At 44.3% G+C, this 21,521-nt stretch carries 22 protein-coding genes and 1 pseudogene; 1 reads left to right on the top strand and 22 read right to left on the bottom strand.

All coding sequences use genetic code 11. The features are described 5' to 3' along the window. Positions 1 to 5 precede the first annotated feature (5 nt). The 22 genes and pseudogenes from nuoL to EWM62_RS14220 form a co-directional block, all read right to left on the bottom strand. Positions 6 to 1,925, bottom strand: coding sequence for an NADH-quinone oxidoreductase subunit L (gene nuoL / locus EWM62_RS14330; protein WP_129877352.1), 1,920 nt, complete (start codon positions 1,923 to 1,925; stop codon positions 6 to 8). Positions 1,926 to 2,046: 121 nt separating this feature from the next. After that, positions 2,047 to 2,376 carry an NADH-quinone oxidoreductase subunit NuoK gene (nuoK, locus tag EWM62_RS14325; RefSeq protein WP_129877351.1) on the bottom strand — a complete coding sequence of 110 codons (330 nt, stop codon included), beginning with the start codon at positions 2,374 to 2,376 and terminating at the stop codon, positions 2,047 to 2,049. Beyond that, on the bottom strand, positions 2,376 to 2,885 hold the full coding sequence (locus tag EWM62_RS14320) for an NADH-quinone oxidoreductase subunit J family protein (protein WP_129877350.1): 510 nt from the start codon (positions 2,883 to 2,885) through the stop codon (positions 2,376 to 2,378). The genes nuoK and EWM62_RS14320 overlap by 1 nt, the downstream gene beginning before the upstream one ends. Positions 2,886 to 2,948: 63 nt before the next feature. Next, the gene (locus EWM62_RS14315) at positions 2,949 to 3,446 is read right to left on the bottom strand and encodes a NuoI/complex I 23 kDa subunit family protein (protein ID WP_129877349.1); all 498 of its coding nucleotides are present in this window, start codon (positions 3,444 to 3,446) and stop codon (positions 2,949 to 2,951) included. Between the two features lie 16 nt (positions 3,447 to 3,462). Beyond that, positions 3,463 to 4,494: an NADH-quinone oxidoreductase subunit NuoH gene (gene nuoH, locus EWM62_RS14310; RefSeq protein ID WP_129877348.1), complete on the bottom strand. Its 1,032-nt coding sequence runs from the start codon at positions 4,492 to 4,494 to the stop codon at positions 3,463 to 3,465. Then, positions 4,494 to 5,492, bottom strand: a complete 999-nt coding sequence (locus EWM62_RS14305) for a 2Fe-2S iron-sulfur cluster-binding protein (protein ID WP_129877347.1) — start codon at positions 5,490 to 5,492, stop codon at positions 4,494 to 4,496. Before EWM62_RS14305 ends, nuoH begins: the two co-directional genes overlap by 1 nt. Positions 5,493 to 5,672: 180 nt before the next feature. Then, positions 5,673 to 7,037 (bottom strand): NADH-quinone oxidoreductase subunit NuoF, encoded by a 1,365-nt coding sequence (nuoF, locus tag EWM62_RS14300; RefSeq protein ID WP_129877346.1) that lies wholly within the window; start codon positions 7,035 to 7,037, stop codon positions 5,673 to 5,675. Positions 7,038 to 7,039: 2 nt separating this feature from the next. Next, positions 7,040 to 7,222, bottom strand: a complete 183-nt coding sequence (locus EWM62_RS14295) for a hypothetical protein (RefSeq protein ID WP_129877345.1) — start codon at positions 7,220 to 7,222, stop codon at positions 7,040 to 7,042. A 1-nt stretch (position 7,223) separates the two neighbouring features. Next, positions 7,224 to 7,748, bottom strand: coding sequence for an NADH-quinone oxidoreductase subunit NuoE family protein (locus EWM62_RS14290; RefSeq protein WP_129877344.1), 525 nt, complete (start codon positions 7,746 to 7,748; stop codon positions 7,224 to 7,226). After that, complete coding sequence (locus tag EWM62_RS14285; protein WP_129877343.1) at positions 7,741 to 8,952, bottom strand: NADH-quinone oxidoreductase subunit D; 1,212 nt, start codon at positions 8,950 to 8,952, stop codon at positions 7,741 to 7,743. Before EWM62_RS14285 ends, EWM62_RS14290 begins: the two co-directional genes overlap by 8 nt. Positions 8,953 to 8,958: 6 nt before the next feature. Continuing rightward, entirely contained in the window at positions 8,959 to 9,462 is a 504-nt protein-coding gene (locus tag EWM62_RS14280) for an NADH-quinone oxidoreductase subunit C (protein ID WP_129877342.1), read from the bottom strand. Continuing rightward, positions 9,462 to 10,003 (bottom strand): annotated as a pseudogene (locus EWM62_RS14275) (NADH-quinone oxidoreductase subunit B). Before EWM62_RS14275 ends, EWM62_RS14280 begins: the two are co-directional and overlap by 1 nt. 202 nt (positions 10,004 to 10,205) lie before the next feature. Next, complete coding sequence (locus tag EWM62_RS14270; RefSeq protein ID WP_129877341.1) at positions 10,206 to 10,577, bottom strand: NADH-quinone oxidoreductase subunit A; 372 nt, start codon at positions 10,575 to 10,577, stop codon at positions 10,206 to 10,208. Positions 10,578 to 10,652: 75 nt separating this feature from the next. Beyond that, entirely contained in the window at positions 10,653 to 12,362 is a 1,710-nt protein-coding gene (locus EWM62_RS14265; RefSeq protein ID WP_238989354.1) for a tetratricopeptide repeat protein, read from the bottom strand. Positions 12,363 to 12,395: 33 nt separating this feature from the next. Next, positions 12,396 to 13,310 (bottom strand): PstS family phosphate ABC transporter substrate-binding protein, encoded by a 915-nt coding sequence (locus EWM62_RS14260; protein WP_129877339.1) that lies wholly within the window; start codon positions 13,308 to 13,310, stop codon positions 12,396 to 12,398. A 226-nt stretch (positions 13,311 to 13,536) separates the two neighbouring features. Beyond that, entirely contained in the window at positions 13,537 to 14,361 is an 825-nt protein-coding gene (locus EWM62_RS14250) for an energy transducer TonB (RefSeq protein ID WP_129877337.1), read from the bottom strand. Positions 14,362 to 14,394: 33 nt separating this feature from the next. After that, positions 14,395 to 14,928: an ExbD/TolR family protein gene (locus EWM62_RS14245; RefSeq protein ID WP_129877336.1), complete on the bottom strand. Its 534-nt coding sequence runs from the start codon at positions 14,926 to 14,928 to the stop codon at positions 14,395 to 14,397. Between the two features lie 6 nt (positions 14,929 to 14,934). Further along, positions 14,935 to 15,552 (bottom strand): ExbD/TolR family protein, encoded by a 618-nt coding sequence (locus EWM62_RS14240; RefSeq protein ID WP_129877335.1) that lies wholly within the window; start codon positions 15,550 to 15,552, stop codon positions 14,935 to 14,937. Positions 15,553 to 15,656: 104 nt separating this feature from the next. Continuing rightward, positions 15,657 to 16,490 (bottom strand): MotA/TolQ/ExbB proton channel family protein, encoded by an 834-nt coding sequence (locus EWM62_RS14235; protein ID WP_129877334.1) that lies wholly within the window; start codon positions 16,488 to 16,490, stop codon positions 15,657 to 15,659. Between the two features lie 298 nt (positions 16,491 to 16,788). Continuing rightward, a complete protein-coding gene (gene pckA / locus EWM62_RS14230) occupies positions 16,789 to 18,393 on the bottom strand; it encodes a phosphoenolpyruvate carboxykinase (ATP) (protein ID WP_129877333.1) in 1,605 nt (534 codons plus the stop codon). 160 nt (positions 18,394 to 18,553) lie between these two features. Further along, the gene (locus EWM62_RS14225; RefSeq protein ID WP_129877332.1) at positions 18,554 to 18,889 is read right to left on the bottom strand and encodes a translation initiation factor; all 336 of its coding nucleotides are present in this window, start codon (positions 18,887 to 18,889) and stop codon (positions 18,554 to 18,556) included. A gap of 197 nt (positions 18,890 to 19,086) precedes the next feature. Then, on the bottom strand, positions 19,087 to 20,007 hold the full coding sequence (locus EWM62_RS14220; protein ID WP_129877331.1) for a diacylglycerol/lipid kinase family protein: 921 nt from the start codon (positions 20,005 to 20,007) through the stop codon (positions 19,087 to 19,089). A gap of 234 nt (positions 20,008 to 20,241) precedes the next feature. Between EWM62_RS14220 and metK the strand changes: the two genes are divergently transcribed. Further along, positions 20,242 to 21,492: a methionine adenosyltransferase gene (metK, locus tag EWM62_RS14215; RefSeq protein WP_129877330.1), complete on the top strand. Its 1,251-nt coding sequence runs from the start codon at positions 20,242 to 20,244 to the stop codon at positions 21,490 to 21,492. The last annotated feature ends 29 nt before the right edge of the window (positions 21,493 to 21,521 follow it).

Raw genomic sequence — 21,521 nt, 5'->3', positions numbered from 1 at the left:
ATATGTTAAACGCCAAGCGCATTTATTTTAATTAAACTGTACACCAAAATGGCAATAATACCTACCACCATCATAAATATGTAGAAACCTACATTGCCTGTTTGCAACAGGCGCAGGCCCTTGCTTGTTTCCAAAGTGCTTTTACCCAGGCCATTTACAAAGCCATCGATACCCAGTTGTTCAACTACTTTATAAAAGAATACCGATATGGCATCCAACGGCTTGCGGATAACCTTATCATATAATTCGTCGATATAAAATTTATGGTACGACAGGTTGGCCAATGCCGGGCGTTCCTGCTCGTCAGATACCGGTACGTGGCCTTTTGATACATATTTACTGTAAGCAAAGCCCATCGCTATCAGTGCTAATAAAACCGATGTGCCCATCAGCACCCATTCGGTGCTGTGGCTTAACTCGTGCTCGCCTAACAATTTGTTCGATGCCTCAAATACCGGTGCAAGGTAAGCGCCTAATTCGTGATGGCCGCCCAAAATCGCCGGTACGCCTATCATACCCGCAATAGCAGATAATATAGCCAGCACGATCAACGGGATGGTCATGTTTGCAGGCGACTCGTGCAGATGGTGTTCCTGTTCGTACGTACCGCGGAATTTACCCCAAAAGGTAAGGTACATCATCCGGAACATATAGAACGAGGTTAACCCCGCGGTAATAACACCCACCACATAAAACGTTGTGCTATGCGCGAAGGCCGCAGCCAAAATTTCGTCTTTTGAAAAGAAACCCGAGAATGGAGGGATACCCGCGATAGCGATTGTACCAACCAGCATGGTAATAAACGTGATCTTGATCTTGCCTTTCAGCCCGCCCATTTTGCGCATATCCTGCTCACCGCTCATGGCGTGGATAACAGAACCTGCACCCAGGAACAATAATGCTTTAAAGAACGCGTGGGTTAACACATGGAAGAATGCCCCGGTATATGCGCCAACGCCAAGACCTAAGAACATGTAACCCAATTGAGATACGGTTGAATATGCCAGTACTTTCTTAATATCGGTTTGTGTCAAAGCGATCAATGCCGCAAACGCAGCGGTAGCTAAGCCGATAATGGCTATAACTTCCATAGTAGTCGGCGCAAGCGTGAACAGAATGTTTGAGCGGGCAATCATATAGATACCTGCTGTAACCATCGTAGCCGCGTGGATCAGTGCCGATACCGGGGTTGGGCCGGCCATCGCATCAGGCAGCCAGGTAAACAATGGCAACTGTGCCGATTTACCAACCGCACCCACAAATAACAATAAGGTAATTAATACTATTGGTGCACCTGCAGCAACCGCCTCCGGCGCTTTGGGGAAAATATCTGCAAAGTTTGTACTGCCAAATGTGTTTACCAACAGGAAGATGCCCAGCAAAAAGCCAAGGTCACCAATACGGTTCATGATAAACGCCTTCTTAGCAGCATCGGCATAACTTGGGTTGCTGTACCAAAAACCGATAAGCAGGTACGAGCATAAACCTACACCCTCCCAGCCAATAAACATAACCACATAATTACTGCCCATAACCAGCAGCAGCATAAAGAAAACAAAGAGGTTCAGATAAGCAAAGAACTTACCGAAGCCTGCATCATCATGCATATATCCGATAGAATAAAGATGGATCAAAAAGCCAACGCCTGTAATAATCAGCAACATAATAGAACTTAACTGATCTACCAGGAACGCGAACGGGATGTGGAAATTACCAACCGAGATCCAGTCGAACAGGTTTACATCAACTGGTACACCCGAGTTTTTTATCTGGAAGAAAGTAGCTACACTTAATCCAAATGCAACCAATACCAATAAGCTACCGATAGCACCGATAATACCTTTTGACAGGGTATTGCGCCCCAGTCCGTTAATAACAAAACCGGCTAAGGGTAGTACAGGAATAAGCCAGATCAAATTGTCCATAAGCCCCCTCTAAATCTCCTCCGCTGGTTAGCGGAGAGACTTTTTATTTTTTTAAATTGTAAACACTTTCAAATTTGCCTTTCTTAAGCCCTCTCCTTCGGGGAGGGTTTGGGTGGGGCTACTACCATTTCAACCTGTTCAGCACGTTAATATCTATGCTGTTGGTGTTGCGGTATATCATTACTATAATAGCCAGGCCTACTGCAACTTCCGCAGCGGCCAGGGCCATAATAAAAAATACAAATACTTGGCCGGCTGCGTCGCCACGGTAAACCGAAAACGCGGTAAGCAGCAGGTTAACCGAGTTAAGCATCAGCTCAACCGACATAAATATCACGATGGCGTTACGGCGTAATAAAACACCCATCACACCTATCGAAAATATGATAGCGCTTAATAAAATGTAGTGGTTAAGCGGAACCGCTTGAATGGTTTGGGTTAAACTTTCCATCAGATGGTTACTTTTGGTTCTTTAGGGTCTTTTGTTGCCAGCAATACCGCGCCTACCATTGCCGATAACAGCAATACCGACGATACCTCAAACGGTAACAAAAATTCGTTGAATAATACTTTACCAAGGTTTTTTACCAGGCCAAGCTCGGGATTTTTCAAAACCACCGGGTCTGATACGCCTAACGATTTTAGTGACGATACCAGCGCTACCGCCAGTATGCCACCGCCAAACACAGCGGCTATCTTTACCATAAATGGCTTAACGGGCTCGCTCTCCTTGTTCAGGTTTATCAGCATAAGCGTATATAAGAACAATACCAGTATGGCGCCCATGTAAACGATGAAGTTTACGATAGCCAAAAACTGGGCGTTCATTAATATATAGTGGATGGTGAAGGTAAAAAAGGTAAGTATAAGGTACAGTATGCTATGCACCGGGTTTTTTGCAGAAATAACCAGTATTGAAAAGAATATGGATAAAAACGCGATGAAGTAAAATGTACTCATGTTTATATTTTACAAAATACTTTTGCCTTGCTTAAATAGCAGGGCAAAGGTATAAAACTTCTGTTATTGATTTAAAGGTGCCTCTACTAATTTGTCCTTACCGTATATAAAATCTTTCCTCAGGTAATCTGATGGCACTATGTCACCATCAAGGTATATCGCTTCTTTAGGGCAGGCTTCTTCACATAATCCGCAGAAAATGCAACGCAGCATATTTATCTCGTAAACGGCAGCATATTTTTCTTCGCGATATAAGTTCTCTTCACCTTTCTGGCGCTCGGCGGCTTGCATCGTAATGGCTTCGGCAGGGCACGATAATGCGCAAAGGCCGCAAGCGGTACAACGCTCGGCACCGTTCTCATCGCGTTTAAGCGAGTGCAGCCCGCGGTAGTTTTCAGAAAACTCGCGCTTTACATCAGGGTAGGCTATTGTAACCGGCTTTTTAAAGAAGTGCTTCATGGTGATGGCCAGGCCACTCACAATAGCAGGCAGGTAAGCCCTCTCCCAAAAATTGAGCGGCTTTACTGTCAGTTGCTTCTTTTTATTACTTAATGATTCCATTGAAAATAACCTCTCTCTAATTTAATAAAGTAATAACAATACCGGTAACAACAATATTTGCGATGGCTAAAGGTATCAATATCTTCCAGCCCAGGTCCATCAACTGATCGTAACGGAAACGCGGGATCGTCCAGCGTACCCACATAAAAAAGAAGATGAACGCGAAGATCTTGGCAAAGAAAACCGCGGTACCAATTAGCGGGCCGATAACCGGGCCAACATGCGCGGTAACCCAATCCATACCCGGGTAGTTGTAACCACCCCAGTAAAGGGTAGCCATTACTGCCGATGATATGAACATGTTGATATACTCGGCAAACAAGTAAAAACCAAGTTTCATCGACGAGTATTCGGTGTGGTAACCACCAACCAGTTCGGTCTCACACTCCGGTAGATCAAATGGTGTACGGTTAGTTTCGGCAAAGGCACAAACCAGGAACAGGATAAAACCTACCGGTTGATAGATCACGTTCCAGTGCCAGCCGTGTTGCTGTTGGGCAATTTCGCCAAGGCTTAGCGTGCCGGTAACCAATAACAGGGCGATGATGGAAAGCCCCATTGAAATTTCGTAACTGATATTTTGTGATGCCGCGCGGATAGCACCCAATAGCGAGTATTTATTGTTTGATGCCCAGCCGCCTATCATAACGCCGTAAACGCCTAATGATACAACCCCGAAAATATATAGGATACCTACATTAATATCTGTAACCTGTAACGGGATAATTTTATCGCCAATTACAAAGTTTTGTCCCCACGGAATAACTGCCGAACCGATACACGCGGTAAGGATAGCTAACGAAGGGCCAACAATGAAAAGAAATGGCGTCGCGTTCGTCGGGATGATCTCTTCCTTCATGAACATCTTCATACCATCGGCCAATGGCTGGAACATGCCACCCGGGCCTGCGCGGTTAGGGCCCATCCTATCCTGGAAAAATGCTGCTATTTTACGCTCGGCATAGGTAGAATACATGGCTACTACCAGGCTTATCAGGAATATGACTATTATAAGCCCAAATTTTATGGCGATATCTGTTAATTCCATTACAGGCGTGTCTCCCTTTCAAATTGTTCTTTATTCGCTTCCATCAATACCGGGTTGGTTTTAACAACCGGCAGCGGGTGCAGCGTATCATAGTGGTTTGAGTTGATAACAGATTTATGCGATATTTTACGCGGGCCTTCTATTACCCAGTCATTGGTTTTCTTTTTATCAAAACGGCAGGTGTTGCAGATAAATTCTTCTGCTTCGCCGTACTCATCTTTACGTGCGGTTACACGGATAACATCCTCGCCCTTATACCATAAGGTAACTTTACCACAGCATTTTGGGTTCTCGCATTCGCGGTGTGCCTCAACAGGCTTGGTAAACCAAACACGGTTTTTAAAGCGGAAGGTTTTATCGGTTAAAGCGCCTACCGGGCAAACATCAATTACGTTTCCCGAGAAATCGTTATCAACCGCTTTTTGGATATAAGTAGAAATTTCTGAATGGTCGCCGCGATTTAAGATACCATGGATACGGTGATCGGTTATCTGGTCGGCAACAAAAACACAGCGGTAGCAAAGGATGCAGCGCGTCATGTGTAATTGGATCTTATCGCCAATATCTATTTTCTCGAATGTACGGCGGTCAAACTCGTAACGGGTTTTAGCCGCGCCGTGCTCGTAACCAAGATCTTGCAGGTGGCACTCACCGGCCTGGTCGCACACAGGGCAATCCAATGGGTGGTTGATCAATAACATCTCTACCACGCCTTTACGTGCCTCAATAACTTCGGGCGAAGTGATGTTTTTCACTTCCATACCATCCATCACAGTAGTACGGCAGCTTGCTACCAGCTTTGGCATAGGGCGCGGGTCTTTTTCAGAACCCTTGGTTACCTGCACCAAACAGGTACGGCATTTACCGCCACTGCCTTCCAGCTTGGAGTAATAGCACATAGCAGGCGGAACAATATCGCCGCCTATCAGCCTCGCGGCGTTCAGGATGCTTGTCCCGGCTTCTACTTCAATAGGAAATCCGTCTATCGTTACCTTCATTTGACTTTCGTCTTTTTATTTTTTCATCGTTGCCGATGCGTTTATTCTTTTGTGTCATTGCGAGCGTAGCGCGGCAATCTCGTAGCCTTGCCTGTCGCCCCTGTATGCGACGAGATTGCTTCACCGCTCATGTCACCGCACTGCCCTGGCTCGCAATGACATGGTTTTATTTTGACTTTCTTAACTCGCTGTTGCTTCTAACTTAGGAAGCGGATCCGCGTAATGCGCGATACCAAAATTCCTGGTTGTTGCTTCGTGCGGATGCGTTACATGCCATTCAAACTCATCCCTAAAGTGGCGGATAGCACTGGCTACAGGCCATGCTGCCGCGTCACCAAGCGGACAAATGGTATTCCCTTCAATTTTTTTACTTACATCAACCAGCAGATCCATGTCGCTCATTTTACCGTGGCCGTATTCCAGGCGGTGTAAAACTTTCTCCATCCAGCCAGTACCTTCACGGCAAGGCGAACATTGTCCGCAGCTTTCATGATGATAAAAACGCGCGAAGTTCCAGGTGTTGCGTACGATACACTGGTCTTCGTCATAAGCTATAAAACCACCTGAGCCCATCATGGTACCGCTAACAAAACCACCATCGGCCAATGATTCGTAGCTCATCAGGCGGGGTTCGTTATTAATGGTTTTCATGAACAGGTTAGCAGGCAGGATAGGTACAGATGAACCACCCGCAACAACCGCTTTTAAACGTTTGCCATTGGCAATGCCCCCGCAATATTCGTCGCTGTATAAAAATTCTTCAACAGGCAGGCCAAGGTCAATTTCGTAAACACCCGGTTTTTTTAAGTTACCACCTGCCGAGATCAGTTTGGTACCGGTACTACGGCCGATACCTAATTTTGCGTACTCGTCGCCACCTTCATTAATGATAGGGACAACAGCCGCGATTGATTCAACATTGTTTACTACCGTTGGGCAACCATACAAACCTGCAATAGCCGGGAACGGAGGTTTTATCCTCGGGTTACCGCGTTTACCTTCCAGTGATTCTAACAAAGCGGTTTCTTCGCCGCAGATGTAAGCACCACCACCGGGTTGTACGTAAAGTTCCAGGCTGTAATCGGTGCCTAAAATATTTTTGCCTAAAAAGCCTTTCGCTTTTGCTTCGGCAATGGCTTTTTCCAGGATGCGGATCTGCGGCATCATTTCGCCGCGTACGTATATGTATGATGTTTTTGCACCCAACGCAAAGCTGGCTACTATCATCCCCTCAATTAATAAGTGAGGGATATAGGTCATTAAGTAACGGTCTTTAAAAGTACCGGGTTCAGATTCATCGGCATTACAAACCAGGTAGCGCTCAACGCCTTCGGGCTTGGCCAAAAAGCTCCATTTCATCCCGGTAGGGAAACCCGCACCACCACGGCCGCGCAAACCCGATTTTTTTACCTCTTCCACCACTTCATCAGGGGTTAAGGTTTTCAGGGCTTTTTCAACAGCAGCGTAACCGCCTTTTGAGCGGTAAACATCAAATGTATTGATGCCGGGTACGTTTATATGTTCTAAAAGTAATTTACGTGCCATTACTAATATATTTTACCGCTAAATTTATAAGCAGCAATATGATTATTTATACAATTTGTAAGTACCATAACCGTTGACAAACCAACTATCAGGCTGTAACGCTCGGGCATATGAATATTTATATAGATCAGGATGCCTGTCAATAATGCGATGTCCCAGGTGATTAGCCTTGTTCTGTCTTTCATATTAGCTGTTACCTTTTTGCCTTAAATCACCAATCAGTTTATCAACCGATTGGGTGGTTAAGTTCTCGTAAAAAGTATACTCGGGGCCAATTTGCAGCACAGGGCCAAAGCCACATGCAGCAAGGCATTCTACACCTCTCCAGCTAAATAAGCCATCGGGGGTAACGTCACCTTCGGCAACGCCAAGTGTTTTTTCAATATGCTCCATTATTGGGGTTGCGCCCACAATTTCGCATGGGCCGGTACGGCAAACCTCTAACATGTACTTGCCCTGTGGCTTTAAAAAGTACATGGTATAAAATGATGCTACCTCGTAAACCTCTATCGGCTGGATAGAAAGATATTCGGCAACTTTATCCATTGCGGGTACGCTGGTCCAGCCAAATTCGGCCTGCACCAAATGCAGTATAGGCAACAATGCCGATTTTTGCTTCCCCGCGGGGTAACGGCTAACCACATCAGCAAATTTGCTGAGCAATTCCGGTGAAAATGTTACCGGTGTGTTGGTATCCTGTACACTAAGCATCTAACTCTCCGGCTATAACGTTTAAACTACTCATGTTAATAATAGCATCAGATAATAACATACCCTTGCTCATTGGTGCATACATCTGGTAATTGATGAAGCTTGGCCTGCGGAAATGCAAACGGTACGGCGAGCGGCCACCATCATTGATCAGGTAAAAGCCAAGTTCGCCATTTGCGCCCTCAACCGCGTGGTAAACTTCGGCAGTTGGGGTATCCACCTCGCCCATCACAATTTTAAAGTGATAGATCAAAGCTTCCATGTTATTATATACTTCCTCTTTTGGAGGCAGGTAAAACGCCGGCACATCCGCGTGGAATATATCGGTTGGTTCTTTTTCTATTTTGGCAAGCGCTTGTTCAATTATGCGCAGGCTTTGCCACATTTCTTCGTTACGTACCAAAAAGCGGCTGTAAACGTCGCCGTTCTCACCAACGGGTACTTCAAAGTCAAAATCTTCGTATGATGAATACGGCTCCATGGCGCGTACATCATAATCTACACCGGTAGCGCGCAATATAGGGCCGCTCCAGCTGTAGCTTAAAGCATCGGCCGCAGTAACTGCTGCTACACCTTTAGTACGGTCAACAAATATCCGGTTGCGGTTAAACAGCGCCTCAAACTCGCGCAATACCGGCGGGAACCTCACCAAAAACTTTTTGATCTTGGCGAATGCGATATGGTTAAAGTTTCTCTCGAAACCCCCTATACGGCCAATGTTTGTTGTTAAGCGCGAGCCGCAAATTTCTTCATAGATCTCGTAGATCTCCTCGCGATGCTCCATCATATACAGGAAGCCCGTGAAAGCGCCTGTATCAACACCCAATACACCATTACAAATAATATGATCGGCAATACGGGCCAGCTCCATGATAATTACACGCATGTAATCAACACGTTTTGGCGTTTGTATGTTCAACAGCTTTTCAACCGTCATGTGCCATCCCATATTGTTTATGGGCGATGAGCAATAGTTTAAACGATCGGTAAGTGGGGTTATCTGGTAAAAAGGGCGGTGCTCGGCAATTTTTTCAAATGCACGGTGTATGTAGCCAATGGTTGATACGCCGCTTACAATACGTTCGCCATCCATCTGCAATACATTCTGGAACACACCGTGGGTTGCAGGGTGTGTTGGGCCCAGGTTTAGCGTGGAGTACTCCGTTTGCGGATCGTTATCAGTGTATACCGGGTGGTTCTGCATTTTATATTATCTCCCGAAAAAGTAATCTTTTTTATCAACGCGGTTTGGATCCTCCAGCGGGAATTCCTTCCTCATCGGGAATACCGTCATGTCATCAACATTAAGTATCCTGCGCAGGTCGGGGTGGCCGTCAAATATCACCCCAAAAAAGTCGTATGTTTCACGTTCCATCCAGTTGGCGCCATCCCAAATAGTTGATGCCGTTGGGATATGCAGGTCCTCTAAAGTAAGGCCAACTTTTATACGGATGCGTGTATTGGTGGTTAAGCTATGTAAGTGGTAAACTACTACGATCTGTTTTTCCAGCTCGGGGTAGTGCACCGCGGTAAGGTCCGTTAAAAAGATGAACTGCAATGCAGCATCTGTTTTTAAGAAACTTAACACTTCGCTGATGCTTTCTTTATTGGCCTCAACAGTAAGCAAACCAAAATCGGCACCTGTTTGGGTAACCTGGCCGGCAAACTTATCGTTAAGCCTTTGCAGTAATTCTTCGTTAGATATTTTAGCCATTATTGGATACCGTATTTAGCCAGCAATTCCTGGTACTTAGGTTCTTCGCGCCTGCGCAAAGTTTCTGTTTGTACCAGTTTTTGGATAGCCATAAAACCATCAATAATAGCCTCGGGGCGCGGTGGGCAACCAGGCACATAAACATCCACCGGGATAACTTCATCAATACCCTGTAGTACAGAGTATGTATCAAATATACCACCGCTTGATGCACAGGCGCCTACAGCCATAACCCAGCGGGGCTCGGCCATTTGCAGGTAAACCTGGCGTAAAACCGGACCCATTTTTTTGAGATAGTACCCATTACCATTAAAAGATCGGCCTGGCGAGGCGAAAAGCTAAGCCTCTCGGCGCCAAAACGGCTTAAATCGTAATGCGAACCCATAGTAGCCATAAACTCGATACCGCAACATGATGTTGCGAAAGGTAATGGCCATAAAGAGTGTGAACGTGCCAAACCCACTGCCTGATCAAGCTTGGTGGCAAAAAACCCCGATCCTTCAACACCCGCAGGGGCTTCAACTATTTGAATATCACTCATTAATTCTTATCAAATAATATTAACTCATCAGTTAAAACTGATGCGCAAATTTACAATAAATACGCTGTAACAAATACACTATGCGGGTTCAGGAATATATTTAGAATCAGTCTAAACTAATTACGTCTTAGTCCTTTTAACATCTCTCTAATCGCTACCGATGGAGAGACTTTAACCCTTGCTGTAAGAAAGGCTGTGTAAACTAATCCCAGTTTAAAGCGCCTTTTTTGATAATGTAGAAGAAACCGGCAAGGAGCGTGCCCATAAATATGAACATCTCTATCATGCCATCGCGCCCCAGATCGCGAAAATTTACCGCCCAGGGGTACATAAAAATCACTTCCACATCAAACAATACAAATAGTATAGCCACCAGGAAGTATTTGATTGACATCGGGGTACGTGCGTTCCCAATAACTTCGATACCCGATTCAAAGGGTGTCAGCTTATCCTTGGTAACACGCTTAGGGCCTATTTTGTGGGTTACAAACATGGTTGTAACAACAAAACCAATAGCTACCAGCATCTGGAATATGATTGGTAAATAATTAACCGGCAAACTGTGTAATTCCATGGCGCAAATATACAAATGGGTACATAATAAAAAAAGCCCCCGTTTGTTAACGGAGGCTTTTTATTTATCTATAAGTTATTTGCCTTTGGTACCCCCGGTTTTACGCGAGAAGTAAGCTACAGCAGTTTTGTTAGTAGGGTCATACTCCCTTGCCTTGCCGTAATTCTCGGCAGCTTTAGCATCGTCCTTTTCTTTAAACTCATAATAAGTTCCTAAGTAAGCGTATGCTTCTGCTAAAAATAACTTGTCGTTATCACTTGTAGTGGTTTTAGCAGTTTGCAGTTGGATATATTGCTCGTAATATGGCTTTGCCAAACCTTTTGAAGTGTTTCTGTCCGGTTCTTTAAAATCATTTACACGGGCCTGGTACAATGCAACTATTGCAACAGGGGCGCTTGCCTTATGCTGAATATAGCTAAATGCCGAATCTGCTTTTACCAATAACGTGGTATCAGGTACTGGCTTTGGCTTAGCGGTACTAAAGTATTGCTCGGTAAACCCTTTGTAATAACTTAAACCTTCTGACAGGTAATCGTTTAAAGTGGCTTTGTTTGATTTTGCAATAAATGTTGCATAAGCCTCACCCGATTCTACATATTTTTTTTGCCCGTAAAGCGCTTTAGCTATCTCTGGGTAAACATCTACTTTGCTTGTATCTAAAGCCAACGCTTTACGCAAGGTTAAGATCCCTAACGAATCCTGCTTATTGGCAAGTTGTAAACGGCCCTGGTAAACATAATCGCGGGTGATGATACGTTTAGGGTCGGCCTTTGTAATCCAGGTGTTCATTGCTGCTAAACCTGCGGGATAATCTTTATTCTCGTATGCAGCATAGGCTATATAACGATACACTTTAAGGTTGCTGTTTGCAGAACCGGCCAATGCAGCGGCTTCTGTTTGCAGTGTTTTATAATCACCGGCGTATAACAGGAAGTCGGCATAACGTAAGCGCGACTCGATAGACATATCTGTTAACGACAGGTATTTGCGATAGTTATCAGCACCCTGTTTGATCTTCACAGACGCCATTTTAGGGTCTGATAATGCCCAGCGCACATCAGTTTCCGCCCATTCGCGGTAAGCCGGCCCGTAGTTAGGGTCGATAGCTAACGCGTTTTTAAACTCAGTTTCCGAACTTTCAAAGTTGTTCGCATATTTCCAGATAACACCCGTAGCCACTTTAGCGTGCGCCAGTTTAGGGTCTATCTCCAATGCGGCCTGGTAATTGCCCAAGGCATCGGTGTTTTTGCTTTGTGTGCGCAATGCATCACCCAAAGCCACCAATATTTCAGCATCTTTTTTATCTACCAGTTTGCCTTTATTCAGCACGTTAATGGCAGCGTTTGCATCTGCTGCAGGCACCTTGCCATCCTCGTCATTCAACAGGTAAGCCCGGCCTACATACAAATATGGCTTGCTATCCTTACCGGCTAACGATACCGCCTGGTTAAAATTAGTTGTAGCGGTTGCTTTATCTTTATCCAAAAACGCGGCAGCACCTAAACCTGCATAGTTCAATGCCGATTTTGGGTTTACAGCTATACCTTTTTGAAAGATAGTTTTTGCCGAATCGGGGTAATCCTGAAGAATATATACCCAGCCCAGGTAAAAGAAGTTCTCGTCTTTTGTACCCTGGGTAACTGTTAAATTCTTAAGCATCGATTTAGCTTTCTGAAACTGCTCGGCATCAATCGCTTTTTTTGCATCGGCTATACTTTGCGCAAAAACAGTTGATGAACCTACCAGTGTAAGTGCTAATACTATCTTACTTATCTTACTGATCATTTTCATCTTATCTTAGTTTATAAATATATATAGTTAGTGTATAATGTTTATTTCCCTTTGGGGGATCGAGTCTGGTAACAAACCCGATTTTAATATTATCCTTTGTCCGCGTTCGCTGGCCAGGAACGATGCAAAGCCCGAACCTAAACCCTTGCGGCCTGTACAATCAATTATATACAACGACCTGCTTAACGGATACGTATGTTGGACAAGCGTTGTCTGCGAAGGTTTAAAGTACTCGTTAGGGGCAATCCTGCTGTTTTCATCCCTAACACCAACAATTTTAACCTTATCAACCGCATCGGCATAATCCTTATCCGGATCGTTTAGCCAACTAAAGCCAGTTATTCCAACCGAGTTTGGATGTGTACTAACGTACTTTATAACTTCTTTACTCGAACTTAACGCGTAAATATTTTTCTGTTTCAACTCGTGGTTACCTGATAAGGTCTTCAAATACCTTACCAAACTTGAGTTAGGGTTATCAAACACGATGTTTTTATCTGTTTTCGATTTCCCATTTAGCATATTTTTAATTTCTTTCACCGAAATTGTTGTATCGTTAGATGCCTGATTTACAATGATCGAAATGGCATCTACAGCAAATTTAATAGTGTCTGCTGTTAAACTGCGCCTTTTTAATACCCCAAGTTCTGCTGTATCAAGGTTGCGCGATAGTATAATTACCCTCACTTTATCGTTCAGCAAATCATTTACAACTTCGGCCTCGGGCTTGTAGCTTATTACGGGGTTGGCGGCTGTAAACATTGCCTTAAAAATATACAGTTCTTCGTCGATAATAGGCGAAAAAGACTCATCGACAGAAAACGGCGCGGTGCCCGATGCAAAACCATCAAGTACCGGCTTTTTACTTGTACTTTGCTCGCAGCCCTGTAATACAGTTAATAACGCTAACCCTGCTAATAGCGGCTTAAAACTAATTTTCATTAGGGTCCTTTCTTAAATAGCGCGAAAAACGTAAAACTGCATATATTAATATAACCGAACCAAAAATGGTCCGTTGCGATTTAGGCAGATCAAGGGGGAAGTTATCCCAAAAAATGATCATTAAGCCCAATACACAAAAGCCAATAAATGCTGCGACTCCTAAAATAAGCAAAAACCGCCTTTTGGGCGATTTTTGCTTCTCATTGTTATTTGATAACATTAATTTTTACTCTTGCGCCAGTTGGAAGTTTACAGGTATACTGTATTGTACACGAACCGGGCGCCCGTTTTGAATACCTGGTTTCCACTTAGGAGAAGCTTTTAACACACGTATAGCTTCTTCATCGGTGCCGCTACCCAGTTGGCGTAAAACCTTAATATCGGTTAACGAACCGTCTTTTTCTACCACAAAGGTTAAAACCACACGCCCTTGAACGTTGTTTTCCCTTGCAATAGCAGGATAACGGATATTCTTACTTAAGTATTTTCCAAATGCACCTTCACCCCCCGGAAATCCCGGAGATTGCTCTACAGCTGTAAAGATCTGGTTAGGGTTTTCTTCAACTACCTGTTTAACATCAGAGTTACCTACCGGCTCTTCAATCCTGATATCGGCGTTAGGGTCACCCTTCTGGTCTTTTTGCCCAGGATCTGCAACCTCCAGCTCTTTTACGGTTGGCGGTTCTTTTTCCTGTACCTCGTTATCTGGTTTTACAACCGGAGGAGGGAAACGCACCTGGTCTACCTTTGGTTTAGGTGGTTCTGGCGGCGGCGGTGGTGGTTTCACCTGCTCGTTCACCGGTGGCGGCGGCAGCACCACTTCGGTAACTTTCACCTTCTCGTCAGCCTTGGGGATAAATCCCTCTATTGCATTGAGGATTGTTTTAAAAGATATAAGTAAAACAAATGCTGCTACACCAATTATAAGGGCCTTGTTTGTATTACGAGGATTTTCCTTTCTAAGTTCGTATGCACCATAAGCTTTGTTACGGCCTGTAAAAACAACGTCAATCCACTGCTGGTTTAGTATGTCTAATTTTGATCCAAACATTATCTTATAACGTTAATTTACTTTAATAATTCCTTAATAGTTACCATCGCGCTTAAGCAATTCAATTTCAGACGGTAAAATATCTACAATCGCGAATGATTGTATATTGGTTATTTTCATCTCATCCAAAACATCAACCAAATTTTTATAATTTGATTTATCGCTCGGTTTAATAAGAACTACCATATAGTTACCAAAACTCGCCTGAACTTCTTTGCCTTTTTCGATAAGGGTTTTGCGGATACCTTCTTTCCCATAACCTTCGGTAGTGGGCTGAGATTTACCCGGCTCGCCAATAAACCATTCCAGTTTATTGTTAGAGCCTAACAAAATTGTCATCGATCGTGAGGCTGCTACAGGCAATTGCTCTTTAGTATTCTCATCCTTATCAGGCATGGCCACATCCATTGCTTTTGGTTTCGAAAGCGTGGTGGTAAGCATGAAGAAGGTTATCAGCAAGAAGGCCAGGTCAACCATCGCGGTTAAATCCACGCGTGTAGAGGCTTTCTTACTTCTTACTTTCCCGCCTTTTTTTCCCCCGCCGGAGGAGGTGTCTAATTCTGCCATTTTTAATTATTTTTTAGGTGCAGCTCTAATCGTTGTAATTAGACTAAATTTGTTAATTTTTTGCTTTTGAAGAATACCGATCACCTTTTTAATGGTTGGGTACTCCTCTTTATTATCTCCCTTAATAGATATCCTTAAAGCTTTGTTGTGTAATGCCACATCAGCTTTACGTGCTTCGCGGATCCAGTCAGACAGCTCGTTGTTGTTGGTAGTATCGTTAGGGATACCCGGTTGCTTATATTCCTTCTTTTGGGCAGCATCTAATTGCAGAAATGCTTTCAGCTGGTTCATCGGAACACCAAATATTGGCGTGCCCGAGAATTTAACATATTCTTCTTCTGTAAAAGGTTGTCCGTATTTTTCGCTCATTTGTTTAAGCGTTTGTCTACGGATATCATTACCATCTACAGTAAAGAACACTTTTTGCTGCGAAACCGTAAGCATAAGCACGTTATCATCAGGTATTGGCTGAGTGACAGACGATGCGGGTATATCTACCGGCACAGGATCTTCTGTACGGGGTTTTGCTGTTAATATGAAGAAAGTAAGCAACAGGAAAGCTACGTCGCACATGGCGGTCATATCTATCGAAGTGCTCTTTCTTGCGACTTTTACTCTTGGCATATTGTTCTTTGTTTGAAAATATAATGTAAAGATAGTTAATTATCTCAATAATCCAAATTTAATTTGGTTAAAGCGAGAAAACACGCACTAATATTTTACAATTATTATTTTTTATGTGAAGCAGCAAACGTTTGAACAATGCTGAAGCCGGTTTCGTCGATAGCGTAAGTCAGTTTATCAATTTTTGATGTAAACACGTTGTACATTACAATTGATATAGCAGAAGTACCGATACCTAACGCTGTGTTGATAAGGGCCTCAGAGATACTGTTTGAAAGCGCTGCCTGGTTTGGAGCACCTGCAGATGCTAACTCGCCGAAGGCCTTGATCATACCGATTACCGTACCTAACAGACCGGTTAACGTACCGATAGATACTAAAGTAGCGATGATGGTTAAGTTTTGCTCTAACATTGGCATTTCTAAAGCCGTAGCTTCTTCAATGTCTTTTTGGATAGCTAATGCTTTCTGATCAACATCCATAGTTTGATCAACTTCCATTTCGCGGTATTTTTTTAAACCTGATTTGATAACGTTTGCTACAGAACCTTTCTGTTTGTCGCACTCAGCGTTAGCGCCATCAATGTTACCGGCGTTTAAGAAAGATTGGATCTTTCTAACGAATGCATCTACATTACCTGTACCTGATGCTTTGCCAATAACTACAAACCTTTCAATTGAGAACACGATAACCATTAACAGGTATGACATGATAAGCGGTACGATAACACCACCTTTGTGTACAGTACCGAATAAATCGCCTGGGTTTGGCTCGTTAGCAGGGTCGCCGCCTTTATAGTGGCTTGGGTGACCTAAGATAAATACAAAGATACAAATTGCCACTACTATGCAGATAGGAATGGTCAAAGTTGCAAATGCGCCCGATGCACTTGAGCTTTCTTTAACAGGAGTAGTTGGTTTTGTTGGTGCGTTTGCCATTACTTTTTAAATTTTAGTTTTCGTTTTGTTTATAATATAAGTTAATAAAAAATGTGTGCGTTTTTAGCGAATAACAAAAATAGAATTTAAATGAAATAAAAAAACTTTTTATGCAATTCTTTATAATAATTTAATATACAGCTTAAAGCGTTTTGTAAATTGGTGATTACATAACGCTCTGAAACAGAAAAATTGTCTGTCAGGCAGACAATTTTTTACAATACAACCCATTTTTTTTAATAATAACAAGCCCTAACTTATAAAAAGTATGTAACAGTAGTGATATAATACCGTCTAACTACACGGCTAATACCGTATTTGGGCCTGCATTTATTATCTCAGCGGTGCTATATGCGGCATATTTTTCAAAATTATTAACAAAGGCTGTAGCCAGCTTGTTTGCATTATCCTCATAATTTTCAGCGTTGGCCCAAGTGTTCTTAGGGTCAAGCACTTCATCGGGCACATTGGGGCAGGTAAGCGGTATCATCATATTAAACATAGGGTGCTGGTGGTAATGCACATGGTCAAGCACCCCGTTCATTGCAGCGGTTATCATGGCGCGGGTATAGGCAAGCTTCATACGCTGGCCTGTTCCATAGGCACCGCCGGTCCAGCCGGTGTTTACCAGCCATACATTTACCTGGTGGTCTTTTATCTTTTTACCCAGCAGTTTAGCGTACTCTACAGGGTGCAGCGGCAAAAAGGCTTCGCCAAAGCAGGCCGAGAAGGTAGCCTTGGGTTCGGTAATACCGGTTTCGGTACCGGCTATTTTGGCTGTGTATCCCGATATAAAGTGGTACATGGCCTGTTCGGGCGTTAGTTTTGATATGGGGGGCAGTATCCCAAAAGCATCGGCAGTTAAAAAGAAGATGTTTTTTGGCGATGCACCGATTGACGGGATAACGGCATTGCTTACATTAGATAAAGGGTAGGCAACGCGTGTATTCTCCGTCTTATCTATATTATTAAAATTAACCCTGCGTGTACCGGGGAAGAAGTTCACATTCTCTAACAGCGCGCCGTATTTAATGGCGCTGAAGATCTGCGGTTCCTTTTCGGCGGTAAGGCCCGAGCATTTGGCGTAGCAGCCGCCTTCAAAATTAAATATGGTGTAATCGCTCCAGCCGTGTTCGTCGTCGCCTATCAGGCCGCGGTCGGGGTCGGCAGAAAGGGTGGTTTTACCCGTGCCCGATAGTCCGAAGAATATCGCGGTATCGCCTTTGCTGCCCGTATTGGCCGAGCAATGCATCGACAGCACCTGCTTATCGTGCGGCAGCACAAAGTTCAATACCGAAAAAATGGCTTTCTTGATCTCGCCGGTGTAACCTGTACCTCCTATCAGTATTGTTTTTTTGCTAAAGCTGATGATAGAGAAGTTTGGCTGGCGGGTACCGTCCTTTTCAGGGTCGGCCATAAAGCCGGGTGCGGCAATAATGGTCCACTCGGGCCGGCTCTCGGGGTTAACCACCTCTGGGCGGATGAACAGGTGGTGCACAAACAGGTTCTGGTAAGCTGTTTCGGTGATCACCCGGATATCGATATGGTATTTTTCGTTAGCGCAGGCGCAGGAATCGCGCACAAAAATTTCTTTACCGGCCAGGTATTTGGCCATCTTATTATATAAGGCGTTAAATTTCGCGCCATCAAACTTAAAATTGATGCTGCCCCACCATACATTATCATGGGTAACGTGGTCGTCAACAATAAAGCGGTCTTTAGGCGAGCGGCCGGTAAATTTACCGGTATCAATAGCCAGGGCGCCGGAGTCGCTCAGTACGCCTTCGTTCCTTTTTATTGCGGCTTCAACAAGTTGTGCAGGGGTTAGCTGGTATAAAATAGCAGGGCCATTAGCCAGGTTTAGATACCCTAAATCGGGTACCCGGTTATTCATGCTGTTCATTAAGAAGATAATTTATAATTGGTTGCCCCAAAATTACCCTTTTGATACACTAAGAAACAAGCGTTTTGCAATATTTATTTACATAATGTATATTTTACACACTGTGTAACTGGCTGACAGCAAGCCATTAACAATGATAAATAAAATTAATCCCGATACACTATCCCCCGGCCTTTTTTGCCTTATAACCATCCGTTTGCAGCATGGTTAACACCTTATCCCTAAAATCGCCCTGCAGCAGTATCTCGCCATCCTTAACAGAGCCGCCAACACCGCATTTGGTTTTCAGTTTTTTGCCGATAACTTCCAGGTCGGCATCCACCCCGATAAAGCCGCTTACGCGGGTTACCAATTTGTTGCCTTTTATCCTGTCTAAAAATATCTTTAAGTTTTGCTGCTGTGGCGGCAGGGTTTGCTGCCCGCCCGCGCCCTCTTCCTGGTATTCGAAATCAGGATCGGTAGAATACATGATGCCGGTGAAATTTTTCTTTGCCATATAGCCCCCTCTTTTATTTTAGCCCCTCTAAATTAAGCCCCCTCTAAATCTCCTCCGCTGGTTAGCGGAGAGACTTTTTTAAATATATTTAAATGCCCTTAAGCCCTCCCTCTCGGGGAGGGTTGGGTGGGGCTTAAGCCCCCTCTAATCTCCTCCGCTGGTTAGCGGAGAGACTTTTTTAAATATGTTTAAATGCTCTAAAGCCCTCCCTCTCGGGGAGGGTTTGGGTGGGGCTTATACGCAGCCCCAACAATAACGTTTAACGCGCCTGGCACCACTTCAATTTTTATATCCGTGCCTGCAACCTGCGGTTCGCCATCCAGGTGGATGGGGCCTTCCTGCTGCCGGGTAATGTGGATGTTTTTACCTTTTATGATCTCTACATACTTTGAACTATCCGCCGATTTGGTGAACATACGCAGGCCCATTTCGGGGAAGCGCCACAGCGGGAACGGTTTAATGATACAGACATCCAGCATCCCGTCCTGCACCGATGCATGCGGCGATACGTGCGCGTTATTACCGTACTGCGATGAATTGGCCATGCTCAGCATAAAGGCTTCGCGGTCGTACGGCACGCCGTCAATTTCTACATGGTAAGTTTTTGACTGATAGTTGGAGATCTCTTTTATGGATGATTTAAAGTAGCTCACAAACCCGCGTTTCTCGCTGCCATTGGCAAATACGTGGCTAATGTGGGCGTCAAAACCCATCCCGGCCATATTAAAAAACCATTGCCCGTTCATTTTGCCGGCGTCAATACTAATGGTACGTCCAAAATTCATGGTTTTAAGCGCTTCCGCGGCATCCATCGGGATGCCCAGGAACCGGGCCAGTCCATTACCCGAGCCATAGGGCATAATACCCAGCACCGTATCGGTACCGGCTATTGCCGATGCTACCTCGTTAACCGTACCATCGCCACCAACGGCTACAATTACCTCGTACTCGCCCACGGCCGCCCTCGCCAGGTCGTGCGCGTGGAATATACCGGTGGTAAATTCTATATCGTATTCAAAAACAGTTGGGTCAAGGTACTTCTCTACAAGCTCCGGCACACCATCTTTTTTCTTCCCTCCCGATACCGGGTTTATTATAAATAAAGCTTTCCTTTTCAACTATATAGGTTTACAACGGGCAAAAGTAAATGTATTTTCGGCTTTGTGAAAAATTGTTTTATTTTTGCCACCCGAAAGTGGACTGATTTAACGCCCCCGTTTATTTTGGGACATTAAGGCCGTTCCCGATAGCTATCGGGAGCAACCACGTAAAAAAGTGCTAACCCTGCTCCTTTTACAACGTTTCAAAATAGTTTATTCACCTTTCGGTTTTAACGTTTATTTAATTATAATATGCCATACTTATTTACATCCGAATCCGTATCAGAAGGGCACCCGGATAAAGTTGCCGACCAGATCTCGGACGCGTTAATTGATAACTTTTTAGCATTCGACCCCGAGTCGAAGGTGGCCTGCGAAACGCTGGTAACAACCGGGCAGGTTATTTTAGCCGGCGAGGTAAAATCAAAAGCTTATTTAGATGTACAAAAAATTGCCCGCGATGTAATAAACCGTATTGGCTATACCAAAGGCGAGTATATGTTTGACGGCAGCTCTTGCGGTGTGTTATCCGCCATTCACGAGCAATCGCCTGATATTAACCAGGGTGTTGATCGCAAGGCTAAAGAAGAGCAGGGCGCAGGCGACCAGGGGATGATGTTTGGTTATGCCACCATCGAAACTGACAACTACATGCCATTGGCTTTAGATATCGCCCACGCTTTATTACGCGAACTGGCCGTTATCCGTCGCGAAAATACCGACATCAAATACCTTCGCCCGGATGCAAAATCGCAGGTTACTTTAGAGTACAGCGATGATAACCAGCCTACCCGCATAGATGCTATAGTTATCTCGACCCAGCATGATGATTTTGGCGAGGAAGAAGCCATGCTTTCAAAAATAAGCAAGGACATTGTAGAGATCCTTATCCCGCGTGTTAAGGCAAAATATCCAAAATACGCCCACTTCTTTAACAACGATATTACCTACCACATTAACCCAACCGGTAAATTTGTGATAGGTGGCCCGCATGGCGATACCGGCTTAACCGGCCGCAAAATTATTGTAGATACCTACGGTGGCAAAGGTGCACATGGTGGCGGTGCTTTCAGTGGTAAAGACCCATCAAAGGTTGACCGCTCTGCTGCTTACGCAACCCGCCACATCGCTAAAAACCTGGTAGCTGCCGGTGTTTGTAACGAAATATTGGTGCAGGTATCGTACGCTATTGGTGTTGCAAAACCAATGGGTATTTACGTAAACACTTACGGCACCGCTAAAGTTGGTTTAAACGATGGCGAGATAGCTAAAAAAGTTGAAGAGATCTTCAACATGACGCCATACGCTATCGAGACCCGCTTTAAACTGCGTAACCCGATATACAGTGAAACCGCTGCATACGGACACTTTGGCCGCCCAAGCGAAACGGTAACCAAATCGTTCAACGCGCACGATGGCAGCACCGTAACCCGCGAGGTGGAACTGTTTACCTGGGAAAAGCTTGACTACGTTGATAAAGTAAAAAGCGCTTTCGGTTTGTAATAAGACAAACTGATAAATATACAAAGGCG

It is taken from the genome of Mucilaginibacter terrigena (genome assembly GCF_004168255.1).
GTDB lineage: Bacteria > Bacteroidota > Bacteroidia > Sphingobacteriales > Sphingobacteriaceae > Mucilaginibacter > Mucilaginibacter terrigena.
Note: the sequence above shows the minus strand (reverse complement) of the source record. Positions and strands in the feature narration are given on the sequence as shown.